A 14,423-nucleotide genomic window follows, 5' to 3' on the forward strand; every position below is an offset into this window, starting at 1 on the left:
ATGGTGAAACAGACCGGCCAGCAGAAGCCGATCGCGCAGAACCGGAAGGCGCGACACGACTACCACATCGAGGACGTGGTGGAGGCCGGGCTGGTGCTGACGGGGACCGAGGTCAAGTCCCTCCGGCAGGGCCGGGCCTCCCTCGTCGACGCGTTCGCCGCCGTCCGCGGTAACGAGCTGTGGCTGCAGGGCATGCACATCCCGGAGTACAAGCACGGCACGTGGACCAACCACGAGCCGCGCCGGACGCGGAAGCTGCTGCTGCACAAGGACGAGGTGCAGAAGCTGATCCGGGCCGTCGAGCAGCAGGGCGTGTCGCTGATCCCGCTGTCGCTGTACTTCAAGGACGGGTACGCGAAGGTCGAGCTCGCGACCGGGCGCGGCAAGAAGGACTACGACAAACGCCACGCCCTGGCCGAGCGCCAGGCCAACCGCGAGGCGCAGCGCGCGCTGTCCGACCGGCACCGTCGCTGACCGGGGGTCGCTCAGGGGCTGCTCCGGGCTGAACCCGATGGGGTGATCGGCCGGCTGCGCGCAGAGTGGAAGCATGTCCACTTCAGACCTGCTGGTGACGCCGGCCCAACGGGACCGCGCAGTCGAGATCCTGAAAGAGATGTACGCCGACGGCCGGCTCGACCACATGGAGTTCGACCTCCGGCTCGAGAAGGCCCTGAAGGCCCGCACCCGCGCGGAGCTGAACAGCACGTTCGACGGCCTGGTCGCCCGGCCGGTGCCGACGTTCGCGCCGGCCGCCTTCACCCGTCCGGCGCCGATCCAGCAGTACCAGGGTGACGGCCGCGGGATGGGCACGGTGGCCCACTGGCTCGGGTACCCGACCTTCTTCGTCGGCCCGGCGATCGTGGTCGCCACCACCGGCCAGAAGAACCCCGCCGTACGCCGTCACGCTGTCGAAGCCCTGAACTTCCAGCTGACCGCCGTCGGCGCGTTCGCGGCCCTGGGCATCCTCACCGGGTTCACTCATGGCTTCCTCGGGTTCCTCTTCCCGATCCTCGGCATCCTGTGGTTCCTGCTCACCGGCATCGGTGGCCTGGCCACCGCGGCCACCGGGAAGTTTCGCTACCCGTTCACGCTGCGCCTGATCAAGTAGGCCCTACGCTTTCTGCGTGGGCGTTCCGGTCGGGGTGCGGTGGGAGGTCGGTGCGTTCCTGGGGCTGACCGCGGCGACGGGGCTGATCGACGCGGTGAGTTATCTGAAGCTGGGGCATACGTTCGTGGCGAACATGACGGGGAACGTCGTGTTCCTGGGATTCGCGGTGGCGCCGGACTCGGGGTTCCGGTTCGGGCCGCCGTTGGTGGCGGTGGTGGGGTTCGTGCTCGGGTCGTTGGTCGGGGGACGGGCGGCCCGGGTACTCGAGGCGCGACCGCGACGGTGGCTGGGGCTCGTCTTCGGGACGCAGGCGGTTGTGCTGTGGTTGTCCGGGTTGCTGGTCGGCGTCGGCGTACTGCGGGAGTCGGGCGGGACGTCGTACATCCTGATCGCCGCGCTTGCAGCGTGCTTCGGGCTGCAGAACGCGACCGTGCGGCATGCCGGGCCGCGGGACCTGACCACGACCGTGCTCACGCTGACCCTGACCGGCCTCGCCGCCGACAGCCCGCTCGGGACCGGCCGGTCGGCAAAGCCTTACCGCCGCCTCGGCTCCATCGTCGCGATGCTCGCCGGCGCTGCGATCGGCGCGCTGCTCCTGCGCGAGACCACCGCCTGGGTGATCGTCCTGGCGGGTGCCGTGGTCGCCGCGGCGGCGCTCGTCTTCGTGCTGGCCCCCGCCGACTGACTGCCCGCCGGGGAATGTCAGGTGCGCCCGGTCTGTTGGACTTGATAGTGTGGATCTTCCACCACCCTCCGGGGCGGTGGGAGTTTGACAACTCAACAGGGGGTGAACGGTTTCGACTTTGGACGTTGGTTCCAAGGGAAGCGGGCCGAGGATCCAGGGTTATCTCGTTAACGATCTCTGGAAACCAATAAGTGCCAATACATCGCGCACTAGCTACGCTCTCGCCGCCTGACGGCCGAGCACTAAAGTAGCGGTCAGCCCGGGGATGCTTCCGACCCGGTTCCTGGCCTCAGCTAGGAAGCTTGCTGTGCTAGCCCGGTCACGGGGTTAGCACGGGACATTCACAGTGACTGAGCCTGTCAGCGAGATGTCTGTACAAACGCTGGGGCTGAGAAAAACGCCATTCAGACTGCGCCCGGAGAAGTCTTGGAACCCCGCCGAAGGACGCGGGTTCGATTCCCGCCACCTCCACCCCTTGAGAACGCGCAGGCCAGCCCAGCTGACCTGCGCGTTCTGCTGTCTACGGCCAACTCAGCGTGTCGGAGCACGTATTTCGTGTCAGTGGGAAGACAGGGGCGTGCCAGGGGTGTTGGGCATGGTAGGGGTGTGAATCAGGGAGGGTTGGGGATGGCGCGTTCAGAGGTGTGGCGGCGGGGTCTGGTGGCCGGGGTTGAGGTTTCCAGCACTGGGCGTGGGCCCGGGGTGGTGGTTGTGCCGGGGAACAATCGGCGGGCTCATCACTACGAGCGGTTGGCGCGAGGGCTGGCTGGGGTTCATACGGTGCACGTGGTTGAGCGGCGGGGGCGTGGCGCGAGTGCGCCGCGGGATACGGCGTACTCGGTGGAGACCGAGGCCGATGATGTGCTCGCGGTTCTGGAGCACACGGGGGCCGGGGTGGTGTTCGGGCACAGTTACGGTGGGTTGATCGCGCTGCACGTGGGGCTGCGGCGGTCGTTGGATGCGTTGATCGCGTATGAACCGGGCGTGAGTATCGGCGGGTCGTTCGATGCCAGTTGGCTGGATGCGTTCACGCGGCAGCTCGGGGACGGGCGGCAGGTCGCGGCGATGGCGACGTTCCTCAGGGGGACCGATCTGTTGCCGTTCCGGGCGGCGCCGTTGCTGTGGGCAATTTCCTTGGTGATGTTGCGGGGGCCGGGTGGGCACGAGACGCGGGACATGATGCCGACGACGCCGGCCGAGATCGCCGAGATCGTTCGGCTCGACTCCGACGGGAGCCGGTACGCCGGGATCGCGTCGCGGACCCTTCTCCTCGGTGGTGAGAAGTCGCCCGCGTACCTGACCGGAGTACTCCCGCAGCTCGCGTCGATCCTCCCGAGCGCCGACTACACGATCCTGCCCGGCCTCGACCACAACGCGCCGGACGAGAACGCCGCGGACGTCATCGCGCAGCAGATCCGGCTGCACCTGGTCCGCGGGGAGCGCCACGGGTACGTCGACCACGAGTCGGTGGAGTACGGCATTCACCCGGCGGACGAGCGGGTGTCGATCCATCGGGATTGACGATGGATCGACGGCGGTGGACATTCGCTGTGTGAGCACGGCCGAACAGGACGCCCAGGCGTTCGCTGACCTCTTCCGTGAGACGTACCTGCGTTTTCACCGACGCGACGGCAAGCGGAACGAGATGTCCGGCGCGAGCCGGGCCGTTCTGCAGCACCTTTCGCAGACAGGTCCGCTGACCGTCGGCGACATCGCGCTGCACCTCGACCGGGCGCAGTCCGTCGTCAGCGACATCGTGACCCAGCTCGAGTCCAAGGGCGTGCTGGAGCGTGAGCGCGATCCGCAGGACCGGCGCCGCACGCTGGTGTGGCTGTCGCCGGAGGGCTTCGACGTACTGCGTGCCGATCGAGACGTACTCGGCGTCGCCACCCTGGCCGAGTCGTTCGCCCAGCTGTCACCCGGCGACCGTGCCGCGCTGCTCACCACCCTGACCCAGCTGATCCGAACGGAGCAGAGACATGACCACTAGCTGCGAGAGCTGCAGCATGCCGATCGAGAGCGGCCGGTACTGCGCGTACTGCGTCGATGCCGACGGCAACCTTCAGGACTTCGACACCCGGTTCGCGTCGATGGTGTCGTGGCAGGAGCGCCGCCACCCGGACGCCTCACGCGAGCAACTCGAGGCGGACACCCTTGCCTACATGGCCACGATGCCGGCCTGGCGCGACCACCCGCGCCTGGCCGACCACCGCTGACCGCTAGACGGCTTGGACGACATCCCAGTGCTCCACGATCTGCTCGCCTTCGAAGCGCCAGATGTCGACGACGGCCTGCCTCGTTCCGGCGGTCGTCATCAAGTAGTGCACGACCACATGGGTGTCGTCGGCGATGACGCGCCGGAGGTCGAGTTGGGCCCCGGCGACGGGCGCTCGGGCGATGAAGTCGATGAAGGCGTCGCGTCCTGACGGGTTGCCGGGGCTGTGCTCGACGAAGTTCTCGTGCAGGAGCGGGCCCAGCGGTTCGAGGTTGCCGTTGGCAAACTCCTGGAACGCGTGCAGGGTCAGTTCCTTGATCGTCATGCCGACGACGATGAGCCTGCCGCGGCCACGTTGTCGATTACGTCGCTTGTCATTGCCCCGGCGCGCGATACTCGGAGGGTGAGCGAAGACAGACCGGTCGGCGAACTGCTGCGGGAGTGGCGACGCCGGCGGAAGCTGAGCCAGCTCGACCTCGCGATCCAGGCGGACGTGTCGCCGCGGCACGTGAGCTTCGTGGAGACCGGGCGGACGATCCCGAGCAGTGCGATGGTCCTGCATCTCGCCGAGCAGCTCGCAGTCCCACTGCGGGAGCGCAACCGGCTGCTGATCGCGGCCGGGCACGCCCCGGTATACCGGCAGACACCGCTCGACGATCCGGACATGACGCGGGTCCGCGCGGCCCTCGACCAGCTCGTCCGCGCCCACGCGCCGTACCCCGCCCTGGCCGTCGATCGCCGCTGGAACCTCCTGCTGGCCAATGACTCGTTCAAGGCCCTCCTGGCAGGCGTGGACCCGAAGCTGCTCACGACGCCCATCAACCTGATGCGCCTCGGCCTGCACCCCGACGGCCTGGCATCGCGGATCATCAACCTGCAACAGGTCCGCAGCTACCTGCTCCCACGCCTGGCCCGCCAGGCCGCCGCCTCCGGCGACCCCGAGCTCCACCACCTGTACGACGAACTAGTTGCCTTCGGCCCCATCGACAGCACCCCGCCAGATCCCGCCGACATCGCCCTCACCATTCAGATCCGCCACCGCGGCACCGACCTCACCTTCCTGAACACCATCACGACCTTCGGCACCGCCTTCGACATCACCCTCGAAGAGATCGCGATCGAGACCTACCTCCCCGCAGACGCCACTACGACGGCCTACTTCCGCCGCACCTGACGAAGAGGGCGGAAGGTGCGGCGGAGGTCGTCGGTCCATTCTGTTGGGAGTTCCCAGGGGATGAAGTGGCCGCCGTTGGGGTGGGCGGTGATGTTGACGTGGTTGTACCAGGGGGCGCGGTCGCTGGCCAGGAAGTTGTCGATACGTTGCTGCGGGGTGTGTACGCCGGGCGGGTCCTCGTGGCCGACGAACGTGATCCCGGTCGGGGCTTCGATGGCCGGCGTACGGTCGTGGGACGGTGTCCAGGGGTAGCGGTTGTTGTTGGCGTACGTCCGGATCGAGGTGTCGATCGCGTTCCCGGCCCAGAAGATCGTCGCGTGGGTGAGCAGGTCGTCGTCGGTGAACGCCTTCTCGCTCTCGGCCCACTTCTGCCAGCGTTCCAGGATCCACGCGAGCATGCCGGCCGGCGAGTCCGCGAGACCGAACCCGAGCGTGCTCGGATCCAGCACGTGCACGGCCAGGTGCGACGCGAAGCGGTGCTCGAGCTCGAGGATCCGGGCGTGGATCTCCGGCGGCAGACCGGGCGGGATCGGGTTGCCGCCGCTCAGGTCCCACCCGCGATCGCCGTTGAAGAACGACAGCTTCAGCGCCGACCCGATGTGCATCCCGTACAGCTCATCGGCGTACTTGTGCCCGAGCTGCCCCGTCACCAGCGCGCCGACGTCACATCCGGCGGCGGCGTACTTCGGGTGCCCGAGGATCCCCGTCATCAGCTCGTGCCAGACGTCGGCGATCTTCCAGAAGTTCATGTCCGGCCGGGTCGGCGTCGAGAATCCGAACCCGGGCAGCGACGGCACGATCACGTCGAACGCGTCCGCGGGATCACCGCCGTACGACTCGGGGTCGGCCAGTGGATCGATCACCTTCGACCAGTGCCAGAACGTCCACGGCCAGCCGTGACTCAGGATCAACGGGATCGGGTCCGGACCGACGCCGGGCTTGTGCAGGAAGTGGACCGGTACGTCACCCACGTCGACCCGGTAGTGGTCGTAGGCGTTGATCGCCCGCTCGGCGGCCCGCCAGTCGAAGCCGTCGGCCCAGTATTCGACCAGGGGTTGGAGGCGGGTACGACGTACGCCGTAGAAGCCGTCGTCGTTCCCCGCGTCGCGGGGCCATTTCGTCGTGCGGAGGCGACGTCTGAGGTCGTCGAGGACCTCGTCAGCGACATGGATGGGCGTTGGAATCACGGGGTGTCCTCGGCAAGCTCGGTCAAGCGCTGGAGTACGTCGACGGAGCCCGCGAGCACGGCGCGCTCTTCGGGCGTCAACTGGTCGACGAGTGCGGCCAGTTTCGCGACCCGGTGCGCGTGCCGGGAGCGGACGATCTCCTGACCTGCGCTGGTCAGGGAGATCAGGCTGGCCCGGCCGTCGCTGGGGTCGGGGCGACGTTGGAGGAGACCGTCCTGCTCGAGCTTCGCGACCAGGCTGGTCAGGGCGGGTTGCTTCAGCTGCTCGGTCGGGAGGAGTTCGGTGAGCCGCATCGGACCGGTCCGGTCGAGCGTGTGCAGCACCGACAGGGTCGAGAAGTTGAACCTCCGGACCGACGGCAGCCGGATGAAGATCGTGTTGAAGTCCTCGATGACCGTCGTCAGCCGATCGACATCCATGCGACGACAATATCAATTTTCGATGTATGTTCAAGTCAGTTGCTGAGGGCAACGGATACGGTGAAGGCGGTCTCGCCGGATTTCAGCGTGAGGACGGCGGCGTCCGCGCTGTCCGGGAGCTTGCCCTTGAACGTGATCGTGCCGTGCTCGGTGCCACCGCTCGCGACCTTGCTCGGCCAGTTGCTGCGGCGGGTGTCGGCGCGCAGCGCGGTGCCGTCGGCGGCGGTGAACGTCGCGCCGGCGATCGGGACCGTGACGGGTTCCTTGGCGCCGTTCGCGAGCATCACCTCGACGCGGGTGAAATGGCTCGTGTACGTGACGTTCTCGACCGTGATCGTGACCGCGGCGGAGGGTTTCGCGACGGGCTTGACCAGCCGGTCCGCGCCGGATTCGTTGCCGGTCAGGTAGCCGCCGACGTACTCCGCGCCCCCGGTCAACGCGAACCCGCCGACGCCGACGCCGACGAGCACCACGGCGACCGCGACCAGGATGGATACGTCGAGCCGACCCGGTCGGTGGTCCTTCGGGGCGGCCGCGTCGAGCAGCGCGAGCACCATCGCCACGACCAGCGCGATCCCGGGCGGGACCAGCCATCGCAGTTCGCCACCCGGTCCGTCGGCGAGGAACGTGACGATCAGGTTCACGATCAGCCCGAGAACGACGATCCCTCCGGCGACGATCAGCACGCGCGGCAGCCGCACGGTCCCGACGGCGTCGCCCTCGGCTCCCGCCGTACGACGGTCTGCGTCGGGCTCCACGATCGGACGGCGCTCCGCCTTCGGGCGACGCTCCGCCTTCGGACGGCCTTCCTCGTTGGCGCGCCGGTCGGCGCCGGTACGGCGGTCTGCTCCGGGCAGGCGTTGCTCGGTCTGTGCACGGCTCGGCTCGGGCCAGTTGTCGGGCCGGTTCCAGTTCGGCTCCGCCTGCTCGACCCGCGCCGAGATCTCCCACGGCGTCCGAACCGGCTCCGGGTTGTCCGCCGACGGATACGCCGCCCAGCCCCCGTCACCCGACCGCGACTGGTCTTCAAACCCCCGCACGACACCTGCCGCCCCATACTCACCAGGCTCATATGAGGCGTCATCCTCCTCAGCCTCGTACGCCGGTTCGTCGTACCGCGCGCCGTATTCCTCGCCGTACTGCTCGCCACGGCCGGCGTCCTCCTCGGCCGCCCACGGCTCCTCGGCAGGCGGATACTCAGCCGCGGACCCGTAGTCAGCCGCAGCCGACCCGGAACTCGCAGGCGCCGACGGAGCAGGCACGACCGGCGGAGGCGGCGTGGACGCGGCCGACGGCGTGGACGCGGCTGACAGGGGCTGGGCGGCCGGCGGGGCGGACGCGGCTGGCGGTGGCGCGGCAGGTGCAGGTGGCTCAGGAGCCGCCGCGTACGCCTCGTCCGGCTGAGGGGTGGTCGGGGTGACCGGGTCCGGGAGCGTGGTCTTGTGGAAGGTGAGGACCGACCGTCCGATGTGGACGCGGTCGCCGGTGCTCAGGGGTGTGGGCGCGGTGATGCGGTGGCCGTTGAGGCCGGTCCCGTTGCGGGACTCGTCGTGCAGGGTCCAACCGGAGCCGTCGCGGGCCAGCCGGGCGTGGATGCGGGAGATCTGGTCGTCCGCCTGCAGCCGGATGTCGGCGTTGGAGGCGCGGCCGATGGTGATCGTGTCGGCCTCGGCCGGCAGCGTCCAGCGCTGCTCACCGAGCGACAGCACGAATTCGGTTTCCACTCCCACCCCAGCCGGCGTCATCCTGATCGTGTTCCGTCGCGCCGCTGCCGGCGCGTCGCACCCCGCGGCAGCCAACCCGTCTGCGCGATTCTGCCATCCGCACCCGCCCCAGACCACCGGCAGTACCCACCCACCACCCTCCGCGACAGCCCCCTCACACCCCGGACCGGAGGCTGCGGACCCGCGGTCCCGGATCGTCACAAATCTCAGGATTCGGTCGGCTTTGTCAGCTGTTAGTAGCGATGACAACGCGGTCAGTTGTCGTAAGGGTGCCAACGGCACGGTAGCGCCTTGCTCGGGTGCGATCGCGGACATAGTGTCCCCCCGCGCGATTCATCAGGGTTGGATGAAAAGGGGGAGTTTTTCGCGGTAGCCCGGTGAATAGGCCGGAGGTTCCAGGCGGAGTGGTGCACCGCCTGCAGTCCGGCGAGGCGCAACCCGCCCAAAGCACCGCATTCGCGAAGGGACCAATACCAATGGTCTTGTTCCAGCGTTCTCGAAAGCCTGCCATCGTCCTGGGCCTCACCGGCCTGGCAGCGGCAGCACTCGCCGGATTCGGTACGTCGGCCGCAGGCGCCGCGCCGAGTGCGGCACCCCCGCCCCGGCCCTCGCAGGCGCAGTCGAAGGCGTCCGCCGTCGACTCGGCGTCGTCGCTGGTCGCCGGCCGGCCGAGCGCACTGCACGCCTCGAAGGACGACAAGTTCACCGCGAAGCCGGTGATCTCGGACCCGTCCGGCCTGCAGTACGTCCCGTACGAGCGTTCGTACAAGGGTCTCCCGGTCATCGGTGGTGACTTCGTCGTCGTCACCGACGCCAAGGGAGCCGTGAAATCCACCTCGGTCGCCCAGACCACCGCCGTACCCGACCTGTCCACGACCGCCAAGGTGACGGCCGCGGCCGCGCAGAAGACCGCCACCAAGCTGCTGAAGAAGGTCGATTCGTCGACCACGCCGACGCTCGCGGTCTACGCCCTCGACGGCACCCCGAAGCTCGCCTGGCAGTCCCGTGTCACCGGCCGCAGCGCTTCGGAGCCGTCGAGCCTGAGCGTGTACGTCGACGCGCAGTCCGGCAAGGTGCTCGGTACCAAGGAGCACGTGATGGCCGGCAACGGCACCGCGGCGTACAGCGGACCGAACCCGGTCCACCTGGACACCACGCTGTCCGGCAGCACGTACTCGATGAAGGACCCGAACACCACCAACCAGTCCTGCCAGGACGCGGCGAACAACACCACGTTCTCCGGTCCGGACGACAACTGGGGCAACGGCACGGCGTCCAACAAGGAGACCGGCTGCGTCGACGCGCTGTACACCGCCCAGACCGAGCGGCACATGCTGACCGACTGGCTGGGCCGTAACGGCTTCGACGGCAACGGCGGCGGCTGGCCGATCCGCGTCGGCCTGAACGACGAGAACGCGTACTACGACGGCACGCAGGTGCAGGTCGGTCACAACACGGCCGGTGGCTGGATCGGTTCGCTGGACGTCGTGGGCCACGAGCTGGGCCACGGTATCGACGACCACACCCCGGGCGGCATCTCGGGTTCGGGCACCCAGGAGTTCGTCGCCGACACGTTCGGCGCGGCCACCGAGTTCTACAGCAACCAGGGCTCGGCCTACGACCCGCCGGACTTCTACGTCGGTGAAGAGATCAACCTGGTCGGCAGCGGCCCGATCCGCAACATGTACAACCCGTCCGCGGTCGGCGACCCGAACTGCTACTCGAGCTCGATCCCGGGCGCCGAGGTGCACGCCGCGGCCGGTCCCGGCGACCACTGGTTCGTCCTGCTCTCCATCGGCAGCGGCGGCAACCCGAACGTCCCGACCTGCAACAGCTCGTCGGTGACCGGTCTGGGCATCCAGAAGGCCATCAAGATCATGTACAACGCGATGCTGATGAAGACCAGCAGCAGCTCGTACCTGAAGTACCGGACCTGGACCCTGACCGCGGCCAAGAACCTGTACCCGGGCAGCTGCACCGAGTTCAACACCGTCAAGGCGGCGTGGGACGCGGTCAGCGTTCCGGCCCAGTCGGCCGACCCGACCTGCACCGTTTCGGGTGGCGTCACGGTCAGCAACCCGGGCAACAAGACCGCGACCGTGGGTACGGCGATCTCGCCGTTCACGCTGTCGGCCACCGGTGGCACGGCACCGTACACGTGGTCCGCGACCGGTCTGCCGGCCGGCGTCACCATCGGTTCCTCCACGGGCACCGTGTCCGGTACGCCGACCACCGCCGGCACCTACAACGTGACCGCCACGGCCACCGCGAGTGCCGGAGGATCGGGTAGCGCTTCCTTCACCATCAGCGTGAGCCCTGTCGGCGGCGGTTGCTCCTCGCCGGGGCAGAAGCTCGGCAACCCGGGCTTCGAGACCGGTACGGCGTCGCCGTGGTCGGCCTCGACCGGAGTCATCGACAACACCACCTCCCAGCCCGCCCACGGTGGCTCCTGGAAGGCGTGGCTGGACGGCTACGGCCAGACCCACACCGACACGCTGAGCCAGTCGGTCACGATTCCGGCCGGTTGCGCGGCGACGCTCTCCTTCTACCTGCACATCGATTCTGCGGAGACCACCACGACGACGCAGTACGACAAGCTGACGGTGAAGGCGGGCTCGACCACGCTGGCGACGTACTCGAACCTGAACAAGGCGAGCGGCTACTCGCTCAAGTCGTTCAACCTCTCGTCGTTCGCCGGCCAGACGGTGTCGATCAGCTTCACCGGCACCGAGGACAGCTCCCTGCAGACCTCGTTCGTCATCGACGACACGGGCCTCAACCTGAGCTGACCCTTTGAACGAACCCGGCCGCCGCACCTTCGGGGGTGCGGCGGCCGGCTCACTTCTCCGGCTCATTCGAGAGCCGTGCCCCGCGCAGATCAGCATCACGAAGATTGGCCCGACTGAGGTTCACGTCGCTCAGATCCAGCCCGCGAAGGTCAGCGCCGCTGAGATCCGCGCCGCTGAGATCGGCGCCGCTCAGCAGCGATCGCGCCGGTCCGGATGATTCGCCTTGTGCTGCCGATCCGGCCTTCGGCCCGGAGACTGCCAGACCCTCGGTGTCTTTTGCCGGATCGAGCCCTGCACGAAGGACCAAGCCGACGGCGACCGCCAGCATGAGTCCAAGCGCGATAGCGGCACCGATCGCGCCCTGCCAGGCGCTGGCTGCGGCAAGCACCGCGAGAGCCAGCACGGGCATCGCCCAAACGGTCAGTCGCCCCGCTCCCATCACACACTCCTTCCGGCTCGACCACAGCATCCCAAGGCGGATTGGTCCGGCGTGCCCGCCTCGCCGACCCCTGGATCAGGAACCACCGCCGGGACATACTGACAGTAATCATGGGGCGGGGAGGTCGATGATGACGTTTCGTAAGCCGACTGCGCTGGCAGTACTGATCCTGCGCCTCGGCCTAACGACACAGCACCCGAATCCGGAGGCTGCAGGGGTTGGCAAGCTGGGCTCGTCCCGCAGGTGCGAAGAGTGCAAGAGGCCGACGCTGAAGTTCAACGAGCGGACGAGCGTCTGGTATTGCACGAGCTGCGGCTGGGAGAAGCCGCAGGGCGACCGCTGATGGCAGCTGGGCTCCCCGGGGCCACGACCTCGGTTGGCTCGCAGATCGGGCGGTACTTCAGCCTGGCGTCTCTGTTGCCGTCCCTCCTGTTCGTCACCTGGATCGTTGCTCTGCAGGGCGCGGTCAACCAGCCGCTCGGCAAGTTCAGCCTCACCGGCTTGAAAACGGCCTTGTCCGACTGGAGTCCGACCAAGATCGGTCTGGTGGTCGGCGCCGCACTAGTGCTGGGCTTCGCCGTTCATCCGTTGATGTACGCAACGACGCAGCTGCTCGAGGGGTACTGGGGTCCGCGGCCGTTCGCTGTTCGGTTGGCGACGATGCTGGCACTGCGGCACCGCGGCCGGCAGCTTCGCCTGGAGCACCGCGCTGCTGATCTAGAGGTGCAGGCCGACGACCAGCTCGACGAGATCATCCTGTCGCGGATGCCTCATAAGGACCGGACGGGCCTGTCCGACGAGCAGCTTAGGACGGTCCTCGCAGACAAGCGGGAGACGGAGCGCCTGCTGCCAAGCGGCGCAGCGGTGTATGGACTGATCATGGCCAGGGAGGCGATCCAGAAGGTTCTAGACAGCTCGATGCCGAAGGCTGCGGACCGGATGCTGCCGACCCGCCTCGGGAACGTCCTGCGCAGAATCGAGGACAGCGTTGGGCAGAGCTACGAGCTCCCGTTGGTTCGCATCGCACCGCACCTGACGATGGTGGCAGCTCCTAACCGGGCCGCGTACATCAACGACACCCGCGAACAGATGGATATTGCGATCCGCTTGACCTTCTACGGCCTGGCTGCGGCGGTTGTGACGACTGTGTGGATGCTCGGTTCCGGATGGTGGCTCTTCCTGGGGTTGCTGCCGTATGCGTTCGCATACATCGCCTATCGCGGTGCCATCGCCGCTGCGAGCGCCTGGGGCGCTGCTGTCAAGACGGCCATGGATCTTGATCGGTTTGCCTTGTATGACGCCATCCATGTCGACTGGCCGACCGACACCAGGGCCGAACGTAGGCGGAACGAGAAGCTGATGAACGCACTGCTGGGCACGCCGGGAGCTTCTGTCACCTACGTCCGGCCCAAGAAGCCCTAGTTGAGGCTCATGCGCGGTTCGCCGTTGACCAGGCCGGTGCCGGCGATGGTGCAGGTGCCGCCGCGGTTCTGGGTGTAGGTCTGGCGGACGCAGTTGCGGAGCGCGAGCTGGGCCCAGTAGTTGGGGTGCAGGGACTCCTGGATGAAGTAGTCCGAGCCGACCGTGGTGACGGTGCGGATCTGGTTGATCCACTCGGTCCTGTCGACCGCGGTGGGCTGGGTCCAGGAGGTGAGGCCGACTTCCTCGTAGAGGCCGACTGTCTTCTCACACAGCCGGCGGCCGTTGAAGGCGGACTGGAGTTCGAGCAGGCGCGCGTTGGTCAGGCCGGATTGGCCGATCGCGGCGCGGACGGTGTTGTTGATGGTGACGAGCGCGGTCGCGTTGGCCCAGTCGGCGTCGGCGTTCCAGAAGCCGCAGCCACCGGTGCTCTGCCGGGTGAACCCGCTCTGGCTGTACCGGAACCCGCTGGCCGCCGGGATCGGCGACGGATACGTCTGTACGACGAGGCTCCATGCGGTGTCGCCGTACCCGGCGTTGCGCATCGCGGTGCGGACGTTCTGGAACGCGGTCGCGATCCTGGCGCGGACCGTGGTGATGTTGGCGGAGGTGAAGTTGGCGACGACGGACGAGTCGTCCTTGCAGTAGTCGGGATCCCAGGACGGCGACAGCAGGAAGTCCTGCACGCACTGGGTGACGATCGACGCGAAGTTGAAGTCGTTGCCGCCGATCGAGACGACGACCTGCTTCACGTTGTGGCCGGCAGCGAACTGCTGCAGCATCTTCGCCTGGCCGAGGTTTCCGGCGCCGTCGTCGTAGAAGTCGATGCCGGGCTTGAAGTAGTCGCCGGTAGCGGTCGTGGTCTTCGCGCCGGAGCAGGCCAGGTTGAGCCCGCCGACGCCGCCGCCGATGTACGCCTCGGCGGACTGGCTGCGGTGGCAGCGCGGGATCTGTTCGGCGGTGTGGCTCGCGTTGTCGTGGTAGGCGTGCGCACCGAGCGCGTCGGCCGGTGCCTCGGAGTCGTTCGAGCTACCGGCCCAGCGACCGGCTTCACCCGAGATGTAGGAATCCCCAACGGTGACGACGTACGGCGTACCCGAACCGGGACCGTCGGCGTGCGCCGGGGGAGCGACCAGGCCGAGCCCGGTCAGGGAGAGTAGGAGGATTGCTGCGGACACTCGACGACTTCTCGGAAGAGTTCTCACCCGGAAGGCCTCTCTCGCCGGAGTTCGGTGATCTCAGGACCCCCACCAGACCACCGTCG

The 14,423-nt window shown here is 68.0% G+C and carries 15 protein-coding genes and 1 other RNA gene; 10 read left to right on the forward strand and 6 right to left on the reverse strand.

Translation table 11 applies throughout. The features are described from left to right. The 7 genes from smpB to OHA10_RS19830 all read left to right on the forward strand — a co-directional run bounded on the left by smpB (position 1) and on the right by OHA10_RS19830 (position 4,009). A complete protein-coding gene (gene smpB / locus OHA10_RS19800) occupies positions 1 to 474 on the forward strand; it encodes an SsrA-binding protein SmpB (RefSeq protein WP_371407715.1) in 474 nt (157 codons plus the stop codon). A gap of 73 nt (positions 475 to 547) precedes the next feature. Next, positions 548 to 1,108: a DUF1707 and DUF4870 domain-containing protein gene (locus tag OHA10_RS19805; RefSeq protein WP_371407716.1), complete on the forward strand. Its 561-nt coding sequence runs from the start codon at positions 548 to 550 to the stop codon at positions 1,106 to 1,108. A gap of 16 nt (positions 1,109 to 1,124) precedes the next feature. Then, positions 1,125 to 1,793 carry a YoaK family protein gene (locus OHA10_RS19810; protein ID WP_371407717.1) on the forward strand — a complete coding sequence of 223 codons (669 nt, stop codon included), beginning with the start codon at positions 1,125 to 1,127 and terminating at the stop codon, positions 1,791 to 1,793. A 98-nt stretch (positions 1,794 to 1,891) separates the two neighbouring features. Continuing rightward, positions 1,892 to 2,267, forward strand: a transfer-messenger RNA (tmRNA) gene (gene ssrA / locus OHA10_RS19815). Positions 2,268 to 2,420: 153 nt separating this feature from the next. After that, positions 2,421 to 3,314: an alpha/beta fold hydrolase gene (locus tag OHA10_RS19820; protein WP_371407718.1), complete on the forward strand. Its 894-nt coding sequence runs from the start codon at positions 2,421 to 2,423 to the stop codon at positions 3,312 to 3,314. A 31-nt stretch (positions 3,315 to 3,345) separates the two neighbouring features. Beyond that, positions 3,346 to 3,783 (forward strand): MarR family winged helix-turn-helix transcriptional regulator, encoded by a 438-nt coding sequence (locus OHA10_RS19825; RefSeq protein ID WP_371407719.1) that lies wholly within the window; start codon positions 3,346 to 3,348, stop codon positions 3,781 to 3,783. Beyond that, positions 3,773 to 4,009, forward strand: a complete 237-nt coding sequence (locus OHA10_RS19830; RefSeq protein ID WP_371407720.1) for a hypothetical protein — start codon at positions 3,773 to 3,775, stop codon at positions 4,007 to 4,009. The genes OHA10_RS19825 and OHA10_RS19830 overlap by 11 nt, the downstream gene beginning before the upstream one ends. A gap of 3 nt (positions 4,010 to 4,012) precedes the next feature. Here OHA10_RS19830 and OHA10_RS19835 read toward each other — a convergent pair whose 3' ends face one another. After that, a complete protein-coding gene (locus tag OHA10_RS19835; protein WP_371407721.1) occupies positions 4,013 to 4,333 on the reverse strand; it encodes a nuclear transport factor 2 family protein in 321 nt (106 codons plus the stop codon). 78 nt (positions 4,334 to 4,411) lie between these two features. Here OHA10_RS19835 and OHA10_RS19840 point away from each other — a divergent pair, with 78 nt between their 5' ends. Continuing rightward, complete coding sequence (locus OHA10_RS19840; RefSeq protein ID WP_371407722.1) at positions 4,412 to 5,182, forward strand: helix-turn-helix domain-containing protein; 771 nt, start codon at positions 4,412 to 4,414, stop codon at positions 5,180 to 5,182. On the opposite strand, the gene OHA10_RS19845 is transcribed toward OHA10_RS19840, so the two are convergent. The 3 genes from OHA10_RS19845 to OHA10_RS19855 are packed head-to-tail and all read right to left on the reverse strand — an operon-like array spanning position 5,164 to position 8,512. Continuing rightward, a complete protein-coding gene (locus OHA10_RS19845) occupies positions 5,164 to 6,369 on the reverse strand; it encodes an epoxide hydrolase family protein (RefSeq protein ID WP_371407723.1) in 1,206 nt (401 codons plus the stop codon). The genes OHA10_RS19840 and OHA10_RS19845 overlap by 19 nt on opposite strands. Next, on the reverse strand, positions 6,366 to 6,788 hold the full coding sequence (locus OHA10_RS19850) for a MarR family winged helix-turn-helix transcriptional regulator (protein WP_371407724.1): 423 nt from the start codon (positions 6,786 to 6,788) through the stop codon (positions 6,366 to 6,368). Before OHA10_RS19850 ends, OHA10_RS19845 begins: the two co-directional genes overlap by 4 nt. Before the next feature lie 35 nt (positions 6,789 to 6,823). Continuing rightward, complete coding sequence (locus tag OHA10_RS19855) at positions 6,824 to 8,512, reverse strand: FHA domain-containing protein (protein ID WP_371407725.1); 1,689 nt, start codon at positions 8,510 to 8,512, stop codon at positions 6,824 to 6,826. A gap of 476 nt (positions 8,513 to 8,988) precedes the next feature. Between OHA10_RS19855 and OHA10_RS19860 the strand changes: the two genes are divergently transcribed. Then, the gene (locus OHA10_RS19860; protein ID WP_371407726.1) at positions 8,989 to 11,301 is read left to right on the forward strand and encodes a M4 family metallopeptidase; all 2,313 of its coding nucleotides are present in this window, start codon (positions 8,989 to 8,991) and stop codon (positions 11,299 to 11,301) included. A 49-nt stretch (positions 11,302 to 11,350) separates the two neighbouring features. Here OHA10_RS19860 and OHA10_RS19865 read toward each other — a convergent pair whose 3' ends face one another. After that, positions 11,351 to 11,710 carry a pentapeptide repeat-containing protein gene (locus OHA10_RS19865; RefSeq protein ID WP_371407727.1) on the reverse strand — a complete coding sequence of 120 codons (360 nt, stop codon included), beginning with the start codon at positions 11,708 to 11,710 and terminating at the stop codon, positions 11,351 to 11,353. A 282-nt stretch (positions 11,711 to 11,992) separates the two neighbouring features. On the opposite strand from OHA10_RS19865, the gene OHA10_RS19870 reads away from it, so the two are divergent. After that, positions 11,993 to 13,162: a hypothetical protein gene (locus OHA10_RS19870; RefSeq protein WP_371407728.1), complete on the forward strand. Its 1,170-nt coding sequence runs from the start codon at positions 11,993 to 11,995 to the stop codon at positions 13,160 to 13,162. On the opposite strand, the gene OHA10_RS19875 is transcribed toward OHA10_RS19870, so the two are convergent. Continuing rightward, the gene (locus tag OHA10_RS19875) at positions 13,159 to 14,337 is read right to left on the reverse strand and encodes a hypothetical protein (protein WP_371407729.1); all 1,179 of its coding nucleotides are present in this window, start codon (positions 14,335 to 14,337) and stop codon (positions 13,159 to 13,161) included. The two genes, OHA10_RS19870 and OHA10_RS19875, sit on opposite strands and share 4 nt — an antisense overlap. Positions 14,338 to 14,423: the final 86 nt, after the last annotated feature.

The sequence above is a fragment of the Kribbella sp. NBC_00662 genome (assembly GCF_041430295.1).
Taxonomy (GTDB): Bacteria; Actinomycetota; Actinomycetes; order Propionibacteriales; family Kribbellaceae; genus Kribbella.